Annotated in this window: 13 protein-coding genes; 1 reads left to right on the forward strand and 12 read right to left on the reverse strand. The window is 51.7% G+C overall.

Annotation, left to right across the window (positions count from 1 at the left end; genetic code table 11):
• Positions 1-96: 96 nt before the first annotated feature.
• The 12 genes from nuoL to lrhA all read right to left on the reverse strand — a co-directional run bounded on the left by nuoL (position 97) and on the right by lrhA (position 13805).
• On the reverse strand, positions 97-1944 hold the full coding sequence (gene nuoL, locus EO763_RS14610; protein WP_161529389.1) for an NADH-quinone oxidoreductase subunit L: 1848 nt from the start codon (positions 1942-1944) through the stop codon (positions 97-99).
• Positions 1941-2243: an NADH-quinone oxidoreductase subunit NuoK gene (gene nuoK, locus EO763_RS14615; protein ID WP_005969835.1), complete on the reverse strand. Its 303-nt coding sequence runs from the start codon at positions 2241-2243 to the stop codon at positions 1941-1943. The genes nuoL and nuoK overlap by 4 nt, the downstream gene beginning before the upstream one ends.
• A complete protein-coding gene (gene nuoJ / locus EO763_RS14620) occupies positions 2240-2800 on the reverse strand; it encodes an NADH-quinone oxidoreductase subunit J (RefSeq protein ID WP_095700048.1) in 561 nt (186 codons plus the stop codon). The genes nuoK and nuoJ overlap by 4 nt, the downstream gene beginning before the upstream one ends.
• A gap of 9 nt (positions 2801-2809) precedes the next feature.
• Positions 2810-3352 carry an NADH-quinone oxidoreductase subunit NuoI gene (gene nuoI / locus EO763_RS14625; protein ID WP_010278884.1) on the reverse strand — a complete coding sequence of 181 codons (543 nt, stop codon included), beginning with the start codon at positions 3350-3352 and terminating at the stop codon, positions 2810-2812.
• 17 nt (positions 3353-3369) lie between these two features.
• Positions 3370-4344 carry an NADH-quinone oxidoreductase subunit NuoH gene (nuoH, locus tag EO763_RS14630; protein ID WP_103971283.1) on the reverse strand — a complete coding sequence of 325 codons (975 nt, stop codon included), beginning with the start codon at positions 4342-4344 and terminating at the stop codon, positions 3370-3372.
• Positions 4341-7067, reverse strand: coding sequence for an NADH-quinone oxidoreductase subunit NuoG (gene nuoG / locus EO763_RS14635; protein WP_161529390.1), 2727 nt, complete (start codon positions 7065-7067; stop codon positions 4341-4343). The genes nuoH and nuoG overlap by 4 nt, the downstream gene beginning before the upstream one ends.
• A 186-nt stretch (positions 7068-7253) precedes the next feature.
• Positions 7254-8603 carry an NADH-quinone oxidoreductase subunit NuoF gene (gene nuoF, locus EO763_RS14640; protein ID WP_161529391.1) on the reverse strand — a complete coding sequence of 450 codons (1350 nt, stop codon included), beginning with the start codon at positions 8601-8603 and terminating at the stop codon, positions 7254-7256.
• Positions 8600-9145, reverse strand: coding sequence for an NADH-quinone oxidoreductase subunit NuoE (gene nuoE, locus EO763_RS14645; RefSeq protein ID WP_109224802.1), 546 nt, complete (start codon positions 9143-9145; stop codon positions 8600-8602). The genes nuoF and nuoE overlap by 4 nt, the downstream gene beginning before the upstream one ends.
• Positions 9146-9147: 2 nt before the next feature.
• Entirely contained in the window at positions 9148-10947 is a 1800-nt protein-coding gene (gene nuoC, locus EO763_RS14650; protein ID WP_039484051.1) for an NADH-quinone oxidoreductase subunit C/D, read from the reverse strand.
• A 98-nt stretch (positions 10948-11045) separates the two neighbouring features.
• On the reverse strand, positions 11046-11720 hold the full coding sequence (locus EO763_RS14655) for a NuoB/complex I 20 kDa subunit family protein (protein ID WP_005969846.1): 675 nt from the start codon (positions 11718-11720) through the stop codon (positions 11046-11048).
• A gap of 17 nt (positions 11721-11737) precedes the next feature.
• The gene (locus EO763_RS14660; protein WP_010278904.1) at positions 11738-12178 is read right to left on the reverse strand and encodes an NADH-quinone oxidoreductase subunit A; all 441 of its coding nucleotides are present in this window, start codon (positions 12176-12178) and stop codon (positions 11738-11740) included.
• A gap of 676 nt (positions 12179-12854) precedes the next feature.
• Positions 12855-13805: a transcriptional regulator LrhA gene (gene lrhA, locus EO763_RS14665; protein WP_161529392.1), complete on the reverse strand. Its 951-nt coding sequence runs from the start codon at positions 13803-13805 to the stop codon at positions 12855-12857.
• A 501-nt stretch (positions 13806-14306) separates the two neighbouring features.
• Here lrhA and EO763_RS14670 point away from each other — a divergent pair.
• Positions 14307-15521, forward strand: coding sequence for a pyridoxal phosphate-dependent aminotransferase (locus EO763_RS14670; protein ID WP_039491522.1), 1215 nt, complete (start codon positions 14307-14309; stop codon positions 15519-15521).
• The last annotated feature ends 88 nt before the right edge of the window (positions 15522-15609 follow it).

Below are 15609 nucleotides of genomic sequence, written 5' to 3' on the forward strand. Positions count from 1 at the left end.
TTTTGTGTCCCTAAATTAAAGAAATCTGAAAACTTGCCGTGGCGGGCATCCCTGTCTGCGGAATGCCCTACCTTTTATACGTTACCGGATACTGCCTTAGACCAGCAGTAACAAGGCCAGCACCAGCACGGCACCAAAGCCCATAGAAGCAACGTACCAGCGCAACTGACCATTCGCACTGAGCGCCAGCCCACGGTTACCCCAGCGAGTAACCGTAGCCGGAAGCGTCATCAATGCATTTAACGGATCACGCTGCAACAGCTTCGCGATAGCCAGATACGGTTTAACAAAGACATGGTCGTACAACCAGTCGAAGCCCCACGCGTGGAACCACCAGGTCGAGAAGAAACGACCTGGAGCACTCTTCGCGATGCTATTCACCGCCTGACGTTTACCCAGCCACAGCACAGCGGCAAGCAGAATACCGGCAATCGCCACCACGCCAGAGGTAATTTCCAGCGTCATCAACTGACCGTGTTCAAGCTCAGTCGTCGCCGGCAATACACCGTGCAACGGCGGAACAATCATCGCACCAATAAAGGTGGACAGAATCATCAGCACAACCAGCGGTAAGTGGTGAGAAATACCTTTTCCTGCATGCGCTTTGGTTTTCTCTTCACCGTGGAACACAATGAAAATCATACGGAACGTATACAGCGAGGTCATGAAGGCACCGGCCAATCCAGCCACCATCAGATTGATGTGACCATTTGCCCATGCGCCAGCCAAAATCTCGTCTTTACTGAAGAAGCCTGCGGTAACCAGCGGCAGTGCAGCCAGCGCTGCGCCCCCGACCAAGAAGCAAACATAAACCAGCGGAATCGTTTTACGCAGGCCGCCCATCTTGAAGATGTTCTGCTCGTGGTGGCAGGCCAGAATCACCGAACCAGACGAGAGGAACAGCAGCGCTTTAAAGAATGCGTGCGTCATCAGGTGGAAAATCGCGGCATCCCATGCCTGAACGCCCAGCGCCAGGAACATGTAACCAATCTGGCTCATGGTTGAGTAGGCCAAGACGCGCTTGATGTCGGTTTGAACCAAAGCGGCAAAACCAGCCAGCACCAGCGTGACTGCACCCACAATACCCACCAGATGAAGGACATCTGGAGCCATCAGGAACAGGCCGTTAGTACGCGCAATCAGGTAAACACCCGCGGTAACCATCGTGGCGGCGTGGATCAGTGCAGATACTGGTGTTGGACCAGCCATCGCATCCGCCAGCCAGGTTTGCAGCGGCAACTGTGCCGATTTACCAACCGCACCACCCAGCAACATCAGCGTAGCCCAAGTGATTTCCGGTGAACCTTCAGCCAGTTTCTGCGGTGCCAATACCATCAGCTCGCGGAAGTTAAGCGTACCCAGCTCTTTGTAAAGGATGAACAGCGCAAAGGCGAGGAAAACGTCACCCACACGCGTAACGACGAAGGCTTTCATCGCCGCCGCGCCGTTCTTCGGATTGGTGTAGTAGAAACCAATCAGCAGGTAACTGCACAGCCCCACCCCTTCCCAGCCGAGGTACATCAACAACAGGTTATCTGCCAGTACCAGAACGACCATACTCGCGATGAACAGGTTGGTGTAGGCGAAGAAGCGGGAATATCCCTCTTCCCCACGCATGTACCAAGAGGCAAACAGGTGGATAAAGAAGCCGACACCCGTTACAACGGATAGCATCGTCACCGAAAGGCCATCAAGCGTCAGCGTGACGCTGATGTCGAAGTTGCCGACGGCCATCCATGTCCATAGATGTTGATTAAAGAAGGTCACGCCGCCGTGCTGTTGGCCCATAAAATCGACCACAACCCAAGCAGTAACCAACGCTGCCAGACCAATCGAGCCAACACCGACGGTCGCGGACGTATTTTCAGACCAGCGACCGCGGGAAAATGCCAGCAACAGAAAGCCGAGCAGCGGGAAGAGTATTGTTAAATAGAGTAAGTTCATCCGCGCATCTCACTGACTGTATCAATATTCAGGGTCTGACGACGACGGTACATTTGCAGCAACAGTGCCAGACCAATACTGGCCTCAGCCGCTGCCAGCGTAATCGCCAGAATGTACATCACCTGACCATCCGGCTGCTGCCAGTAACTGCCTGCGACCACAAAGGCCAGCGCGGCAGCGTTGATCATAATTTCAAGACTGATCAACATAAACAGCAGGTTACGACGAATCAACAGACCAGTCAGCCCGAGAACAAACAGAATAGCGGCTAAAATCAATCCATGTTGTAACGGAATCATGCGCGTTCCCCCGTTATTTTCTTCTCAACGTCCTGGTTCGCGCCTTCTTTATTGACAACGTCACCACGTTTATCTTCACGACCAATGTGGAAAGCGACGACCAATCCCGCCAGCAGCAGCATTGATGCCAATTCAACGGCCAGAACATAAGGCCCAAACAGGCTGATACCCACGGCTTTCGCCTCAACAGGCGTACCCGTGATGCCCTGATCTTTCAGGCTAAGAATGGCATTGACGACAATCACCAGTAACGCCAGTGAAAGAATGCTCGGACCGATCCAGACGCTGGGTTTCAGCCAATTCCGCTCTTGTTCTTCTACGGAATTACCGAGGTTGAGCATCATGACCACGAACACAAACAGCACCATGATGGCACCCGCATACACGATGATGCTCAGCGCGCCAGCAAAATTAGCCCCCAGCGAGAAAAATACGCCCGCAATCGCCATGAGCGAGGTGACCATATACAACAATGCATGCACAGGATTGGTATGCGTAATGACGCGCAGTGTCGCCAGTATCGCAATCAAGCCTGTGGTATAAAAAGCGAATTCCATGCTAGCTCCTTAGGGCAACAGGCCTTTGACATCAATGGGTTTGGCTTCGTTTTCAGCTTCGCCTTTGTCTTTCCCATCGATTGCCATACCAGCCATCCGGTAGAAATTGTATTCCGGATATTTACCCGGCCCCGATATCAGCAAATCTTCTTTCTCGTACACCAGATCCTGACGTTTGTAGTCGCCCATCTCGAAATCCGGCGTCAGCTGGATCGCGGTTGTCGGGCAGGCTTCTTCACAGAAGCCACAGAAAATGCAGCGCGAGAAGTTAACGCGGAAGAACTCGGGATACCAGCGACCATCTTTGGTTTCCGCTTTCTGCAATGAGATACAGCCGACCGGACAGGCCACCGCACACAGGTTGCAGGCCACGCAACGCTCTTCACCATCTGGATCGCGCGTCAGCACGATACGACCACGGTAGCGCGGCGGTGGATTCACAGGCTCTTCTGGATACATTCTGGTTTCGCGCTTCTTAAAAGCATTCGATCCCACCATACAGATACTGCGTATCTGGGTGCCGAAACCAACCACTAACTCTTTCAATGTCATGGTTTATTCACCCCTTCTTAAGCGTTGTACAAAATGACGGCCGCTGTCGCCAGCAGATTCAAAAGCGTTATCGGGAGGCAGACTTTCCAACCGAAAGACATCACCTGGTCATAACGCGGACGGGGTAATGAAGCACGAATCAGGATGAACATCATCATGAAAAAGCCTGTTTTCAGCGCAAACCAGACAAACGGAGGCAGGATTGGACCATGCCAGCCACCGAAGAATAAGGTCACCATCAGCGCGGAAACAGTCACGATCCCGATATATTCCCCAACAAAGAACAGACCGAATTTCATACCGGAGTATTCAATGTGGTAACCATCTGCCAGTTCCTGTTCAGCTTCAGGCTGGTCAAACGGGTGACGGTGACACACCGCCACGCCTGCGATGGCAAACGTAATAAAGCCGAAGAACTGCGGGATAACGTTCCACAGGTGTTCCTGAGAATCGACGATGTCACGCATGTTGAACGAACCCGCCTGCGCGACAACCCCCATCAGCGACAGGCCGATGAACACTTCGTAGCTCACGGTCTGCGCAGAAGCACGTACCGCACCCAGCAGCGAGTATTTGTTGTTACTTGCCCAGCCAGCAAACAGCACCGCGTAAACGGCCAAACCCGCCATCATCAGGAAGAACAGGATACCGATGTTCAGATCGGCGACACCCCAGGTTGGCGTGATCGGCACAATCGCAAAGGCAATCAGCATTGACGTAAATGCGATCATCGGTGCCAACGTGAAGATCACCTTATCGGTGAAATTCGGCACCCAGTCTTCTTTGAAGAACATCTTGATCATGTCAGCGACAAGCTGCAATGAACCGCCCCAACCTACCCGGTTCGGTCCATAACGTCCCTGGAAGAGGCCGAGCAGTCGACGTTCACCCATACTCATGAATGCGCCACAGGTCACCACAACCAGCAGAATCACGACCGCTTTTCCGACGGAGATCAGAATCTCGATTAATTCTGGTGTTAACCAACTCATTGTGCGGCCTCCCGCAGATTTTCAACGGTTGCACCCGCCAGCACCGGCGCAATACCCGGTAAGCCCAGCGGTAAACCAACCTGTCCCTGACTCAATGCCGCACTTAAGCGCAGTGGCAGACGTAGCGTTTGTCCTGCACAGGTCAACTCCAGCAACGTACCAGCGTTCACGCCCAGCGTTGCCGCATCAGCCGGGTTCACCATCACATAAGGCTCAGGCATACGTTGCTGAATCACATCAGAACGCTGTGACATTTCATCACTACCAAACAGGTGATAATACGGCGCAACACGCCATTGACCCGCTTGTGGGACGAAGGCCGCAGGAATGTTGTCGAAATACGCCAGTGAACCTTCGCCAGCTTCGATCATACGCACACCCGGATCGCCATGACGCAAATGTCCACCCACTTCGTCCTGGAATTTGTTCCAGGCTTGCGGTGAGTTCCAACCTGGCGCCCAGGCAAACGGAATCTGCTGACGATTGGCTGTCGGGCTGTTGTTCCCTTCCATTGAGAAGGCAAACATAGTGTCTTTATCGACGGGCTGACGTGGTTCATGCACGCTGATATTGGCACGCATCGCCGTACGACCACTGGAGCGGATCGGTGAACGCGACAGTTTCTGACCACGAATACGGAACGACGCGTCCGGTGCGGCATCTTTGATTGCAGCCAACTGCGGCAGAGCAGCAACACAGGCATCAATCACGTTATCCAACTGCGTCCAGTCAACCTGACGGCTGTTATAGGTGATATACAGCGAGTGCAGCCAGCGCCAGCTTTCCAACATCACAATTTTGTCGTTGTAGTACGTTGGGTCATAAACCTGGAAGAAGCGCTGAGCGCGGCCTTCCTGATTCACCAACGTACCGTCGCTTTCAGCAAAGCTGGCGGCAGACAGAATGATGCTGGCCTTATCCATGATGCGAGTACGCTGATGGTCAACCACAATCAGGTTCTCAACTTTTTCCAGCGCCGCGTCAACGCGAGCGATTGGGGCATGACGGTAGAGATCGTTCTCCAGAACCACCACGCTGTCAGCGTCGCCGTTTTCCAACTGCACCAGCGCGTCATCCAACGAACCGCCACCCATGATTGACAACCCGATGCTATTAGCAGCAGGCGCAACAAAGGTAATACCGACGTCAGAACCGCGATTCTTCAGCGCTTTGGCAACGTTCGCCGCTGCGGAGATCACTTCCTCGCTACCGGAATTGGTGCCGGAGATGATGAGTGGTTTTTTCGCACCGGCCAGCGCCTGTACGATGATATCGACTTTCTGGTCGAGGCCCGCAGCCAGATCGGTAACTGCCGGTGCGCTGCTATCCAGACCGTGTGCAATAGCGAAACCAAGACGTGCCTGATCGGCAACCGGTGCGCGGTAGTTCCATGCAGCGATGTCGTCCAGACGGGTGTTGTCGACGTTGGTGACAAACAGCGGGTGCTTGGCATGCTGACCAATGTTCATGATCGCCGCAATCTGCCAGTCAGCCACTTTCTGCGCTGCCGCCATTTCACGGGCTTTGCCTTTAACAGCCTGACGAACGGCCAGTGCGATACGTGCACCGGTCTGCGTCAAGTCTTCACCCAGAATCAGAACCGCATCGTAGCCTTCGATCTCACGCAGCGCTGGCGTTCTCACACCGCTTTCGCGCAGCACTTTCAGGATCAGTTGCAGACGATTTTGTTCTTCCTGCGCGATACCCGTGTAGAAGTTTTCTGCACCCACCAGCTCACGCAAGGCGAAGTTACTTTCAACGCTGGCGCGCGGTGAGCCGATACCAATCGTTTTCTTCGCCTGACGCAGCACATCCGCCGCACCTTGCAATGCCTGATCGGCATTCAGCGCGATCCAGTCATTACCACGACGTTGCAACGGCTGATTCGGACGATCTTTCTGGTTGACATAGCCGTAACCAAAACGGCCGCGGTCACACAGGAAATAGTGGTTTACGCTACCGTTGAAACGGTTTTCGATACGACGCAGTTCGCCGTAGCGTTCACCGGGGCTGGTATTACAACCGATGCTGCACTGTTGGCAGACGCTCGGTGCAAACTGCATATCCCATTTACGGTTATAGCGCTCAGAGTGCGTTTTATCGGTGAAAACACCAGTAGGACACACTTCAACCAGGTTGCCGGAGAACTCGCTTTCCAGCGTGCCATCTTCTGGGCGACCAAAGTAAACGTTGTCGTGTGCGCCGTAAACACCGAGATCTTTGCCATCCGCGTAGTCTTTGTAGTAACGCACGCAGCGATAGCACGCGATACAGCGGTTCATCTCATGAGAAATGAACGGTCCGAGATCCTGATTGCGGTGGGTACGTTTAGTGAAGCGATAGCGACGGAAGTTCTGTCCCGTCATCACCGTCATATCCTGCAAATGACAGTTACCGCCTTCCTCACACACCGGACAATCGTGCGGGTGGTTGGTCATCAGAAACTCAACTATCGTCTTACGGAATAGTTTCGCTTCTTCATCTTCAATCGCGATGAACGTTCCTTCGGTTGCTGGTGTCATACAAGACATCACCAGACGACCGCGGGTGTCTTCCGCGTTTTGGTACTGTTTTACCGCACAGAGGCGGCAGGATCCGACGCTCCCGAGCGCGGGGTGCCAGCAAAAGTAAGGAATATCAAGTCCCAGAGTCAGGCAAGCTTCCAGAAGGTTGTCTGCTCCGTTTACTTCATACTCTTTGCCGTCTACATGAATAGTAGCCATAGTCAGCATGCTTCCATAATGGCCCGTGTTACCACGAGCGCTAATCAAAAATTCTGTATACCCTCACTTTCAAATCGCAAATGCGTTGGCTACCTGCGCCTTGAAATCTATTGGGTTTATGAGGGTGGCTTATTTGCGCCACCCTGCGGATACATTCACTGCATCTCGCACGTGTTGAGCGATAGCTTACCAGCGCTCTTTCAACAGGTTAGGCTGAATACCGCCAATCGCTTTGACATTGCCTAAATACTGTTTAGAGATACCCGCTTCGAATTCTTCCCGGAAATATTTGATGGCACTTTGCAACGGTTCGACCGCACCCGGCGCATGCGCACAGAAGGTGTTGCCCGGCCCGAGGAAACGACAAAGCTGCTCCAGCGTTTCGATATCGCCAGGCTGACCTTCGCCATTCTCCAGCGCACGCAAAATCTTCACGCTCCACGGCAAACCATCGCGGCACGGCGTACACCAGCCACAGGACTCACGGGCGAAGAACTCTTCCAGATTGCGCGTCAGCGAAACCATATTGATTTCGTGATCGACGGCCATCGCCAGCGCAGTGCCCATACGGCTACCTGCTTTCGCAATGTGCTCAAAATCCATCGGCAGATCGAGATGGTTTTCCGTCAGGAAATCTGTACCTGCACCACCCGGCTGCCAAGCTTTTAACTTCAAGCCATCGCGCATACCGCCCGCGTAATCTTCCAGAATCTCACGCGCCGTGGTCCCGAACGGCAGTTCCCACAGGCCAGGATTCTTGACACGGCCGGAGAAGCCCATCAGTTTCGTGCCTGCATCTTTACTTTTACCCGCAGACAGCCCCTGATACCACGCCGCACCGTGCTCGATAATCGCTGGCACGTTACACAGCGTTTCCACGTTGTTGACGCAGGTCGGTTTGCCCCAAACACCCGCAGACGCTGGGAATGGCGGCTTGGAACGTGGGTTGGCACGACGGCCTTCCAGTGAGTTAATCAATGCGGTTTCTTCACCGCAGATGTAACGCCCAGCGCCCGTATGCACGAACAGTTCGAAATCGAACCCGCTACCCAGAATATTTTTGCCCAACAGGCCAGCCGTTTTCGCTTCTTCGATTGCGCGACGCAGGTGAACAGCCGCTTCGATGTATTCACCGCGCAGGAAGATGTAGCCACGGTAGGCTTTCAGCGCAAAGGCGCTGATCAGCATGCCTTCAACCAGCAGATGAGGCTCTTGCTCCATCAGCAGGCGGTCTTTATAAGTGCCTGGCTCCATTTCATCCGCGTTACACAGCAGGTAGCGGATGTTCATGCTTTCGTCTTTCGGCATCAGGCTCCACTTCAAGCCTGTCGAAAAGCCCGCGCCGCCACGCCCTTTCAGGCCAGCGTCTTTAACCAGTGAGACCACTTCATCCTGCGCCATGCCGGTTAACGCTTTTTGCGCGGCGACATAGCCGTTTTTACTGCGATATTCATCCAGCCATACTGGCTGTTTGTCTGCACGTAAACGCCAGGTCAGAGGATGCTGCTCAGCAGTCAGAACAATGTCTTTACTCATTGATACTGCTCCAATAACGATTCAATTCCTTCCGGCGTCACATGGCTGTGGGTATCGTCGTCAATCATCATTGACGGCCCCTTATCACAGTTCCCCAGGCAGCAGGTCGGCAACAGCGTGAAACGTCCATCGAACGTTGTCTGTCCCGGTTTGATGCTGAGCTTACGCTCAAGCGCTGCCTGAACGCCCTGATAGCCATTGATGTGGCACACGACGCTGTCGCAATAGCGAATAATGTGGCGTCCAACAGGCTGGCGATAAATCTGGCTGTAGAACGTTGCCACGCCTTCCACGTCACTGGCGGGGATACCCAGCAGATCGGCAATCGCATGGATAGCACCATCAGGCACCCAGCCACGTTCTTTTTGCACAATTTTCAGTGCTTCGATTGACGCCGCGCGTGCATCTTCGTAGTGATGTTTTTCGTGCTCAATGGCGTCACGTTCGGCGTCACTCAATACAAAAGCATTGTCTTTTGTCAGCGAATCGGCAGCAGGTTGTCCCTGTGCGTCAATATGATCGTGATTGTTGTGATCATGCATAATTAGCGGTCCACATCTGACATTACGAAATCAATACTGCCGAGGTAAACGATCAGGTCGGATACCAGACATCCGCGAATTACAGAAGGAATCTGTTGCAGATGCGCATAGCTCGGCGTGCGAATACGGGTACGGTAGCTCATCGTGCCGCCGTCACTGGTCAGGTAATAGCTGTTAATGCCCTTCGTTGCCTCAACCATCTGGAATGATTCATTGGCAGGCATAACCGGTCCCCAGGAAACCTGAAGGAAGTGGTTAATCAGCGTATCGATATGCTGCAACGTGCGCTCTTTTGGCGGCGGCGTCGTCAGCGGGTGATCCGCTTTGAACGGGCCTTCCGGCATGTTCTTGAGGCACTGATCCAGAATACGTAAACTCTGACGCAGTTCTTCAACTTTCAGCATCACGCGGCTATAGCAATCGCTGATGCCGTCGCCTACTGGCACTTCAAAGTCAAAGTTTTCATAGCCGGAATACGGACGCCATTTACGCACGTCAAAACCGATACCAGTAGCACGCAGACCTGCACCCGTTACGCCCCATTCCAATGCTTCTTTCGCATTGTAGGCAGCAACGCCCTGAGTACGGCCTTTCAGAATGGTGTTCTGCAATGCAGATTTGACATAGGTGTCCAAACGAGCCGGCATCCAGTCAAGGAATTCACGCAGCAGACGTTCCCAGCCGCGTGGTAGATCGTGCGCCACACCGCCAATACGGAACCACGCTGGGTGCATACGGAAACCGGTAATCGCTTCAACCAAATCGTAAATTTTCTGGCGGTCAGTAAACGCAAAGAACACCGGTGTCATCGCACCGACGTCCTGAATATAGGTACTGATATACAGCAGATGACTATTAATGCGGAACAGCTCAGACAGCATGACGCGAATCGTCTTGACGCGATCCGGCACCTCAATGCCAGCCAGTTTTTCCACTGCCAGTACGTACGGCATTTCGTTAACGCAGCCGCCGAGGTATTCAATACGATCGGTATAAGGGATGTAGCTGTGCCAAGACTGGCGCTCGCCCATTTTCTCCGCACCGCGATGGTGGTAACCCACATCAGGCACGCAGTCGACGATTTCTTCGCCATCCAATTGCAGGATAATACGGAAGGCACCGTGTGAAGACGGGTGGTTCGGACCGAGGTTGAGGAACATGAAGTCCTCATTTTCAGTACCGCGCTTCATTCCCCACTCTTCCGGTTTGAACGTCAGCGATTCCATTTCCAGATCTTCTTTCTGCTTGGTCAGCTCGAAAGGATCGAATTCGGTCGCACGCGCCGGATAATCTTTACGCAACGGATGCCCTTCCCACGTCTGCGGCATCATGATGCGCGTCAGGTGCGGGTGACCATCAAAGGTCATACCGAACATCTCCCAAGTTTCCCGCTCATACCAGTTGGCATTCGGGAACAGCTTGGTCACGGTCGGCAAATGCATATCATTTTCAGCCAACGCGACTTTCAGCATGATGTCGCGGTTACGCTCGATGGAAATGAGGTGATAAAAGACGGAGTAGTCGGCGGCAGGTAAACCCTCACGATGGGTGCGCAGGCGCTCATCCATACCGTGCAGGTCAAACAGCATGACATAAGGCTTCGGCTGTTTTTTCAGGAATGCGACAACATCCAGTAATTGCTCACGTTTGACCCACACAACAGGGATACCTGTGCGGGTTGCCTGTACAGTAAATGCATCTGGTCCAAAACGGTTACACAGTTCGCCAACGACCGGATCGTTAAGATGATCGCGGGTTTGCCAGCCTGGCTGAGCGAGATCGTGTGTCGTTAAATCTGTCATAAATATGTCACCACATTAAATGTGCTATTTCTGTAGCTGATAATGACCGCACACTATTATCGAGGTATTACACGGCCACCGGGTTTATCATCTACAGGTCAAATCTCATCAGGCGAACGCAGGTTGGTCACAGCGATTCGCTCGCCGCGTTTGCGCTCACGCTCAGATTGCATGTTGGCGCGGTAAACGCCTTGTTCACCCACCACCCATGACAGAGGGCGGCGTTCTTTACCGATGGATTCTTTCAGCAGCAACAGTGCTTGCATGTAGGCTTCAGGACGCGGAGGGCAGCCCGGAATATACACATCAACAGGTAGGAATTTATCTACGCCCTGAACGACGGAATAAATATCGTACATACCGCCGGAGTTAGCACATGCACCCATGGAGATAACCCATTTAGGCTCAAGCATTTGCTCATACAGACGCTGAATAACAGGGGCCATCTTGGTAAAGCAGGTCCCCGCTACCACCATGAAGTCGGCCTGACGTGGCGACGCACGCAAAACCTCAGCACCAAAACGCGCAACGTCATGAACGGCGGTAAATGACGTCACCATTTCTACGTAGCAACAAGACAGGCCGAAGTTGTACGGCCACAGGGAGTTCTGACGCCCCCAGTTCACCGTATCGTGTAATGCATGTTCCAGTTTGCCCATATAGACACTGCGGTGAACATGTTGCTCCAGAGGGTCGGAAACGATCTCCTGACGTTGCAGGGGATAACGGTCATTCTCACCGTCCGGCTCTATGCGGGTGAGCGTATAGTCCATCTTAAAATGCCTCGCTGTTACTGCGGATGATTGTTGGTAGTGTTGATGATGTCTGATTTAACGACTTGTCTCTTGGAACGTACTGGGGTCCAGTCAAGTGCCCCAACGCGAACCAGATAAATCAAACCAGCCAACAGCACCAAAATGAAAATGGTTGCTTCAATGAAGCCAATCCAGCCGCTTTCTTTGATAGACACAGCCCAAGCGTAGAGATAGAGGGCTTCAACGTCGAAGATAACGAAGAACATAGCGACAAGATAAAATTTAGCAGACAGGCGTAACCGCGCTGAACCTACGGAGTCAATACCGGATTCATAAGGTACGTTTTTGGCCCTGCCTTTTGCTCTTCCCCCCAGCAAGAATCCACCGGTCAGCATGAAGACGCAAAGGCCTACGGCAATGATAAGGAATAGCCCAAATGCCCAATGATGGGCGAGGATTTCAGTAGTTGTTGACATTCTCTTTGCTTACTCATCAAAAGTGGCGGGTAACATCTCTGCTCTATTATCGGCAGTTAATGCGCCACATCGATTAAAAGGAAGGATTAATAACCACAAAAAAGCACGGAAACGTATCAGGTAAGCCTTGCTTGGTATGGTTGAGCCCCTAAATTTGTAACCTTTTTTTCAACCTTACTAAAAATAACAGTACATTACTTTACATGCACGCTGTTTTGTTAACATTTTGTGTTCTCACCCGCAGCTAAATCGAGTCAGTACTTTTGTCAGTTAACCAATATGTAGCAGCACAGGAAGCAAGTTCACCGCGTCACTATACCATTTTCACAGAAAATGCCTGTTCCCCCATGTGGTTATTAGGGGTATTTTTTGATCCAGCACACATTTTTACCAATTTAGTTAGTAAAAAAATCAAGATGATGCTGGACAAGGTTTGACGCCATTTTCCGTAACATTATTTTAAAAAAAAAGAACCGGCGTTTTATAAAATGAAAAAATCATTAATCTCGCCACGCCTAGCCTATTGATGTGAAATGGAAAACGCAAAGTGGGATCGACGTGAAGAAATGAGGCCAAGAAGCCTCTACCGATGTGGGTTTAACACCTTAGTCATAAATCATCATCATTCGGGGTGCATCCCTACCCTCCCCGAATGATAGTTAACTACCCATTACGATTAGATCGCATCCTTCAGCGACGGGTCGGAAGACAGTTTTTCATTCGTGCTGTTTGCTAACAGGCTGACAGGCGTAATGTGAGAGGGCTTCCCTGATTCAATCACATTGAAAATTGCCGTTGCCAGCTCATTCTCCTGATTAGGATTCTGGCAGAGGAAATAACGTGTTTCAGGCAATCTCGGCAACCCTTCCTCTTCGCCCAACACCCGCAATTCTGGGCTCATCATTTCCACCGACCGCACGGTAATACCCATGCCGGCCTTCACCGCTGCACGTACAGCAGACAACGTTGAAGCCACATACGCAATTCTCCAGGGGATCCCAGCGGCCGTCAGTTGCTGCGTAGCCAACGTACGGAAAGGACTTGGCTCATCCAGAACAACCAGAGGTACAGGTTCTTGCGATCGGAACTGATAATCCGCTGCGCAATACCATAACGTTGGAGAACTGCGTAATAACACATGAGGGAACACCACACCGTTCATTGTGGTAATAACTAGATCTATTTTCCCCTGATTCAACATTTCCATCATTTCAGCGCTACGTTTTACGCTGACATTGACAGAGAGTTTAGGAAATACGGATGTCACCCGATGCAAAATATAAGGAAGGATGGTATCTGCAGTATCGTCAGACGCCCCGATGGTCAGCGTACCCTGAATATCGCTGTACATTAATGAAATACAAGCTTCATCATTGAATTGTAATATTTTTCTGGCATAACCCAGAAACTGGATACCATGTTCGGTCAGCAATTTATTACGCCCGTGTCGGGCAAAAAGCTCCTTTCCGATGAGTTGCTCCAGCCGCTGCATCTGTTGACTGACAGCCGATTGGGTTCTATTGACTGCGGTCGCCGCCGCTGCAAATGTATTTAAATCTGCAACGGCAACAAACGTCCTCAGTAAATCAAGATCGAGATTAAGTACTGGTCGATTTGCACTGGTCATACGATTTTTCACTTATCTATTTTAATTTTAACAAAATATTCCTGGTGTTTTATTACATGTACAGGTAATGACCGATACATTTAAAGACACTATCGCAGACGCACGATAAGGGCAAAAAAATACTTATATTTCGTTACCACTATCGCCTTTCCATTGGTAAGACATCATGTAATTAAATGACTCACCAGCCTTAATCCTTAATTCAATAACAACGTCGCCTTCCCTTTATTTCATCTTGCGAAATAAATACGCTCCACACTTAAATAAACACGCTCTCCCTGCCACCCTATTCTGGCGCTAAAAAAGTGCGGCATGAACAGTTGTCCGCCCCCTACCATATCGCACCATCCAACGAGTACACAACCATATAGTGCAGATGCGCAACCATTTGCAGCAAAAGCGATAATCATTCTTCAAAAGGTACTACAGGAGGAGTACATTAAGCAGGTTATGCTATTCCGTCTGGGAATATGCGCTCTCTGCAGAAGGTTCGTACTATTTATGTCTCCGATTGAAAAATCCAAGAAACTGGAGAACGTATGCTATGACATCCGTGGTCCAGTCTTAAAGGAAGCCAAGCGGCTTGAAGAAGAAGGTAATAAAGTCCTTAAACTGAACATTGGCAACCCTGCCCCTTTCGGCTTCGAGGCACCGGACGAAATTCTGGTCGATGTGATCCGTAACCTGCCTACCGCACAGGGCTACTGTGATTCCAAAGGTCTGTATTCCGCCCGCAAAGCCATCGTTCAGCACTATCAGGCGCGGGATATGCGCGATATGACGGTCGAAGACGTCTATATTGGTAACGGTGTTTCCGAACTCATCGTGCAATCCATGCAGGCGCTGCTTAACCCAGGCGATGAAATGCTGGTTCCTGCGCCGGACTACCCGCTTTGGACCGCAGCGGTTTCCCTGTCTAACGGCAACGCCGTTCACTATCTCTGCGATGAGTCCTCCGATTGGTTCCCCGATCTGGATGATATCCGCAAAAAGATCACGTCCAATACGCGTGGTATTGTCATCATCAACCCGAATAACCCAACGGGTGCGGTCTACAGCAAAGCGCTGCTGTTGGATATCGTGGCGATTGCACGCGAACATAACCTGATCATTTTCGCCGACGAAATTTACGACAAAATTCTGTATGACGACGCGCAGCATCATTCTATTGCCGCTCTCGCGCCGGATCTGCTGACCGTCACGTTCAACGGGCTTTCCAAGACCTACCGCGTAGCGGGTTTCCGTCAAGGCTGGATGGTACTGAACGGCCCGAAAAAGCACGCCAAAGGGTACATTGAAGGGCTGGAAATGCTGGCTTCCATGCGTTTGTGTGCCAACGTGCCAATGCAGCATGCGATTCAAACCGCGCTAGGTGGCTATCAGAGCATCAGTGAATTTATTCAGCCCGGCGGACGCCTGTACGAGCAGCGCAACCGTTCCTGGGAACTGATCAATCAGATCCCCGGTGTATCGTGCGTAAAACCACGCGGCGCGCTGTATATGTTTCCACGCATTGATGCTAAGCGCTTTAATATCCACGACGACCAAAAACTGGTGCTGGATCTCCTGTTGCAGGAGAAAGTGTTACTGGTTCAGGGAACTGCGTTTAACTGGCCTTACCCGGACCATGTACGCATTGTCACGCTGCCGCGTATTGATGAACTGGACATGGCAATCCACAAGTTAGGTCGTTTTCTGGGTCACTATCACCAATAGCCCAGCAGCCATCGCGCCTATCCTCGCCGGGCAATCACCGCTCGGCGAATACCTCACCTCCGTTTGCATAATCTCTGGCAAGTGCCCA

It is taken from the genome of Pectobacterium odoriferum (assembly GCF_009931295.1).
Taxonomy (GTDB): Bacteria; Pseudomonadota; Gammaproteobacteria; order Enterobacterales; family Enterobacteriaceae; genus Pectobacterium; species Pectobacterium odoriferum.

Coding starts and splice junctions, on each gene's coding strand:
- nuoL (WP_161529389.1), bottom strand. CDS start 1,944: ATGAACTTACTCTATTTAACAATACTCTTCCCGCTGCTCGGCTTTCTG.
- nuoK (WP_005969835.1), bottom strand. CDS start 2,243: ATGATTCCGTTACAACATGGATTGATTTTAGCCGCTATTCTGTTTGTT.
- nuoJ (WP_095700048.1), bottom strand. CDS start 2,800: ATGGAATTCGCTTTTTATACCACAGGCTTGATTGCGATACTGGCGACA.
- nuoI (WP_010278884.1), bottom strand. CDS start 3,352: ATGACATTGAAAGAGTTAGTGGTTGGTTTCGGCACCCAGATACGCAGT.
- nuoH (WP_103971283.1), bottom strand. CDS start 4,344: ATGAGTTGGTTAACACCAGAATTAATCGAGATTCTGATCTCCGTCGGA.
- nuoG (WP_161529390.1), bottom strand. CDS start 7,067: ATGGCTACTATTCATGTAGACGGCAAAGAGTATGAAGTAAACGGAGCA.
- nuoF (WP_161529391.1), bottom strand. CDS start 8,603: ATGAGTAAAGACATTGTTCTGACTGCTGAGCAGCATCCTCTGACCTGG.
- nuoE (WP_109224802.1), bottom strand. CDS start 9,145: ATGCATGATCACAACAATCACGATCATATTGACGCACAGGGACAACCT.
- nuoC (WP_039484051.1), bottom strand. CDS start 10,947: ATGACAGATTTAACGACACACGATCTCGCTCAGCCAGGCTGGCAAACC.
- EO763_RS14655 (WP_005969846.1), bottom strand. CDS start 11,720: ATGGACTATACGCTCACCCGCATAGAGCCGGACGGTGAGAATGACCGT.
- EO763_RS14660 (WP_010278904.1), bottom strand. CDS start 12,178: ATGTCAACAACTACTGAAATCCTCGCCCATCATTGGGCATTTGGGCTA.
- lrhA (WP_161529392.1), bottom strand. CDS start 13,805: ATGACCAGTGCAAATCGACCAGTACTTAATCTCGATCTTGATTTACTG.
- EO763_RS14670 (WP_039491522.1), top strand. CDS start 14,307: ATGTCTCCGATTGAAAAATCCAAGAAACTGGAGAACGTATGCTATGAC.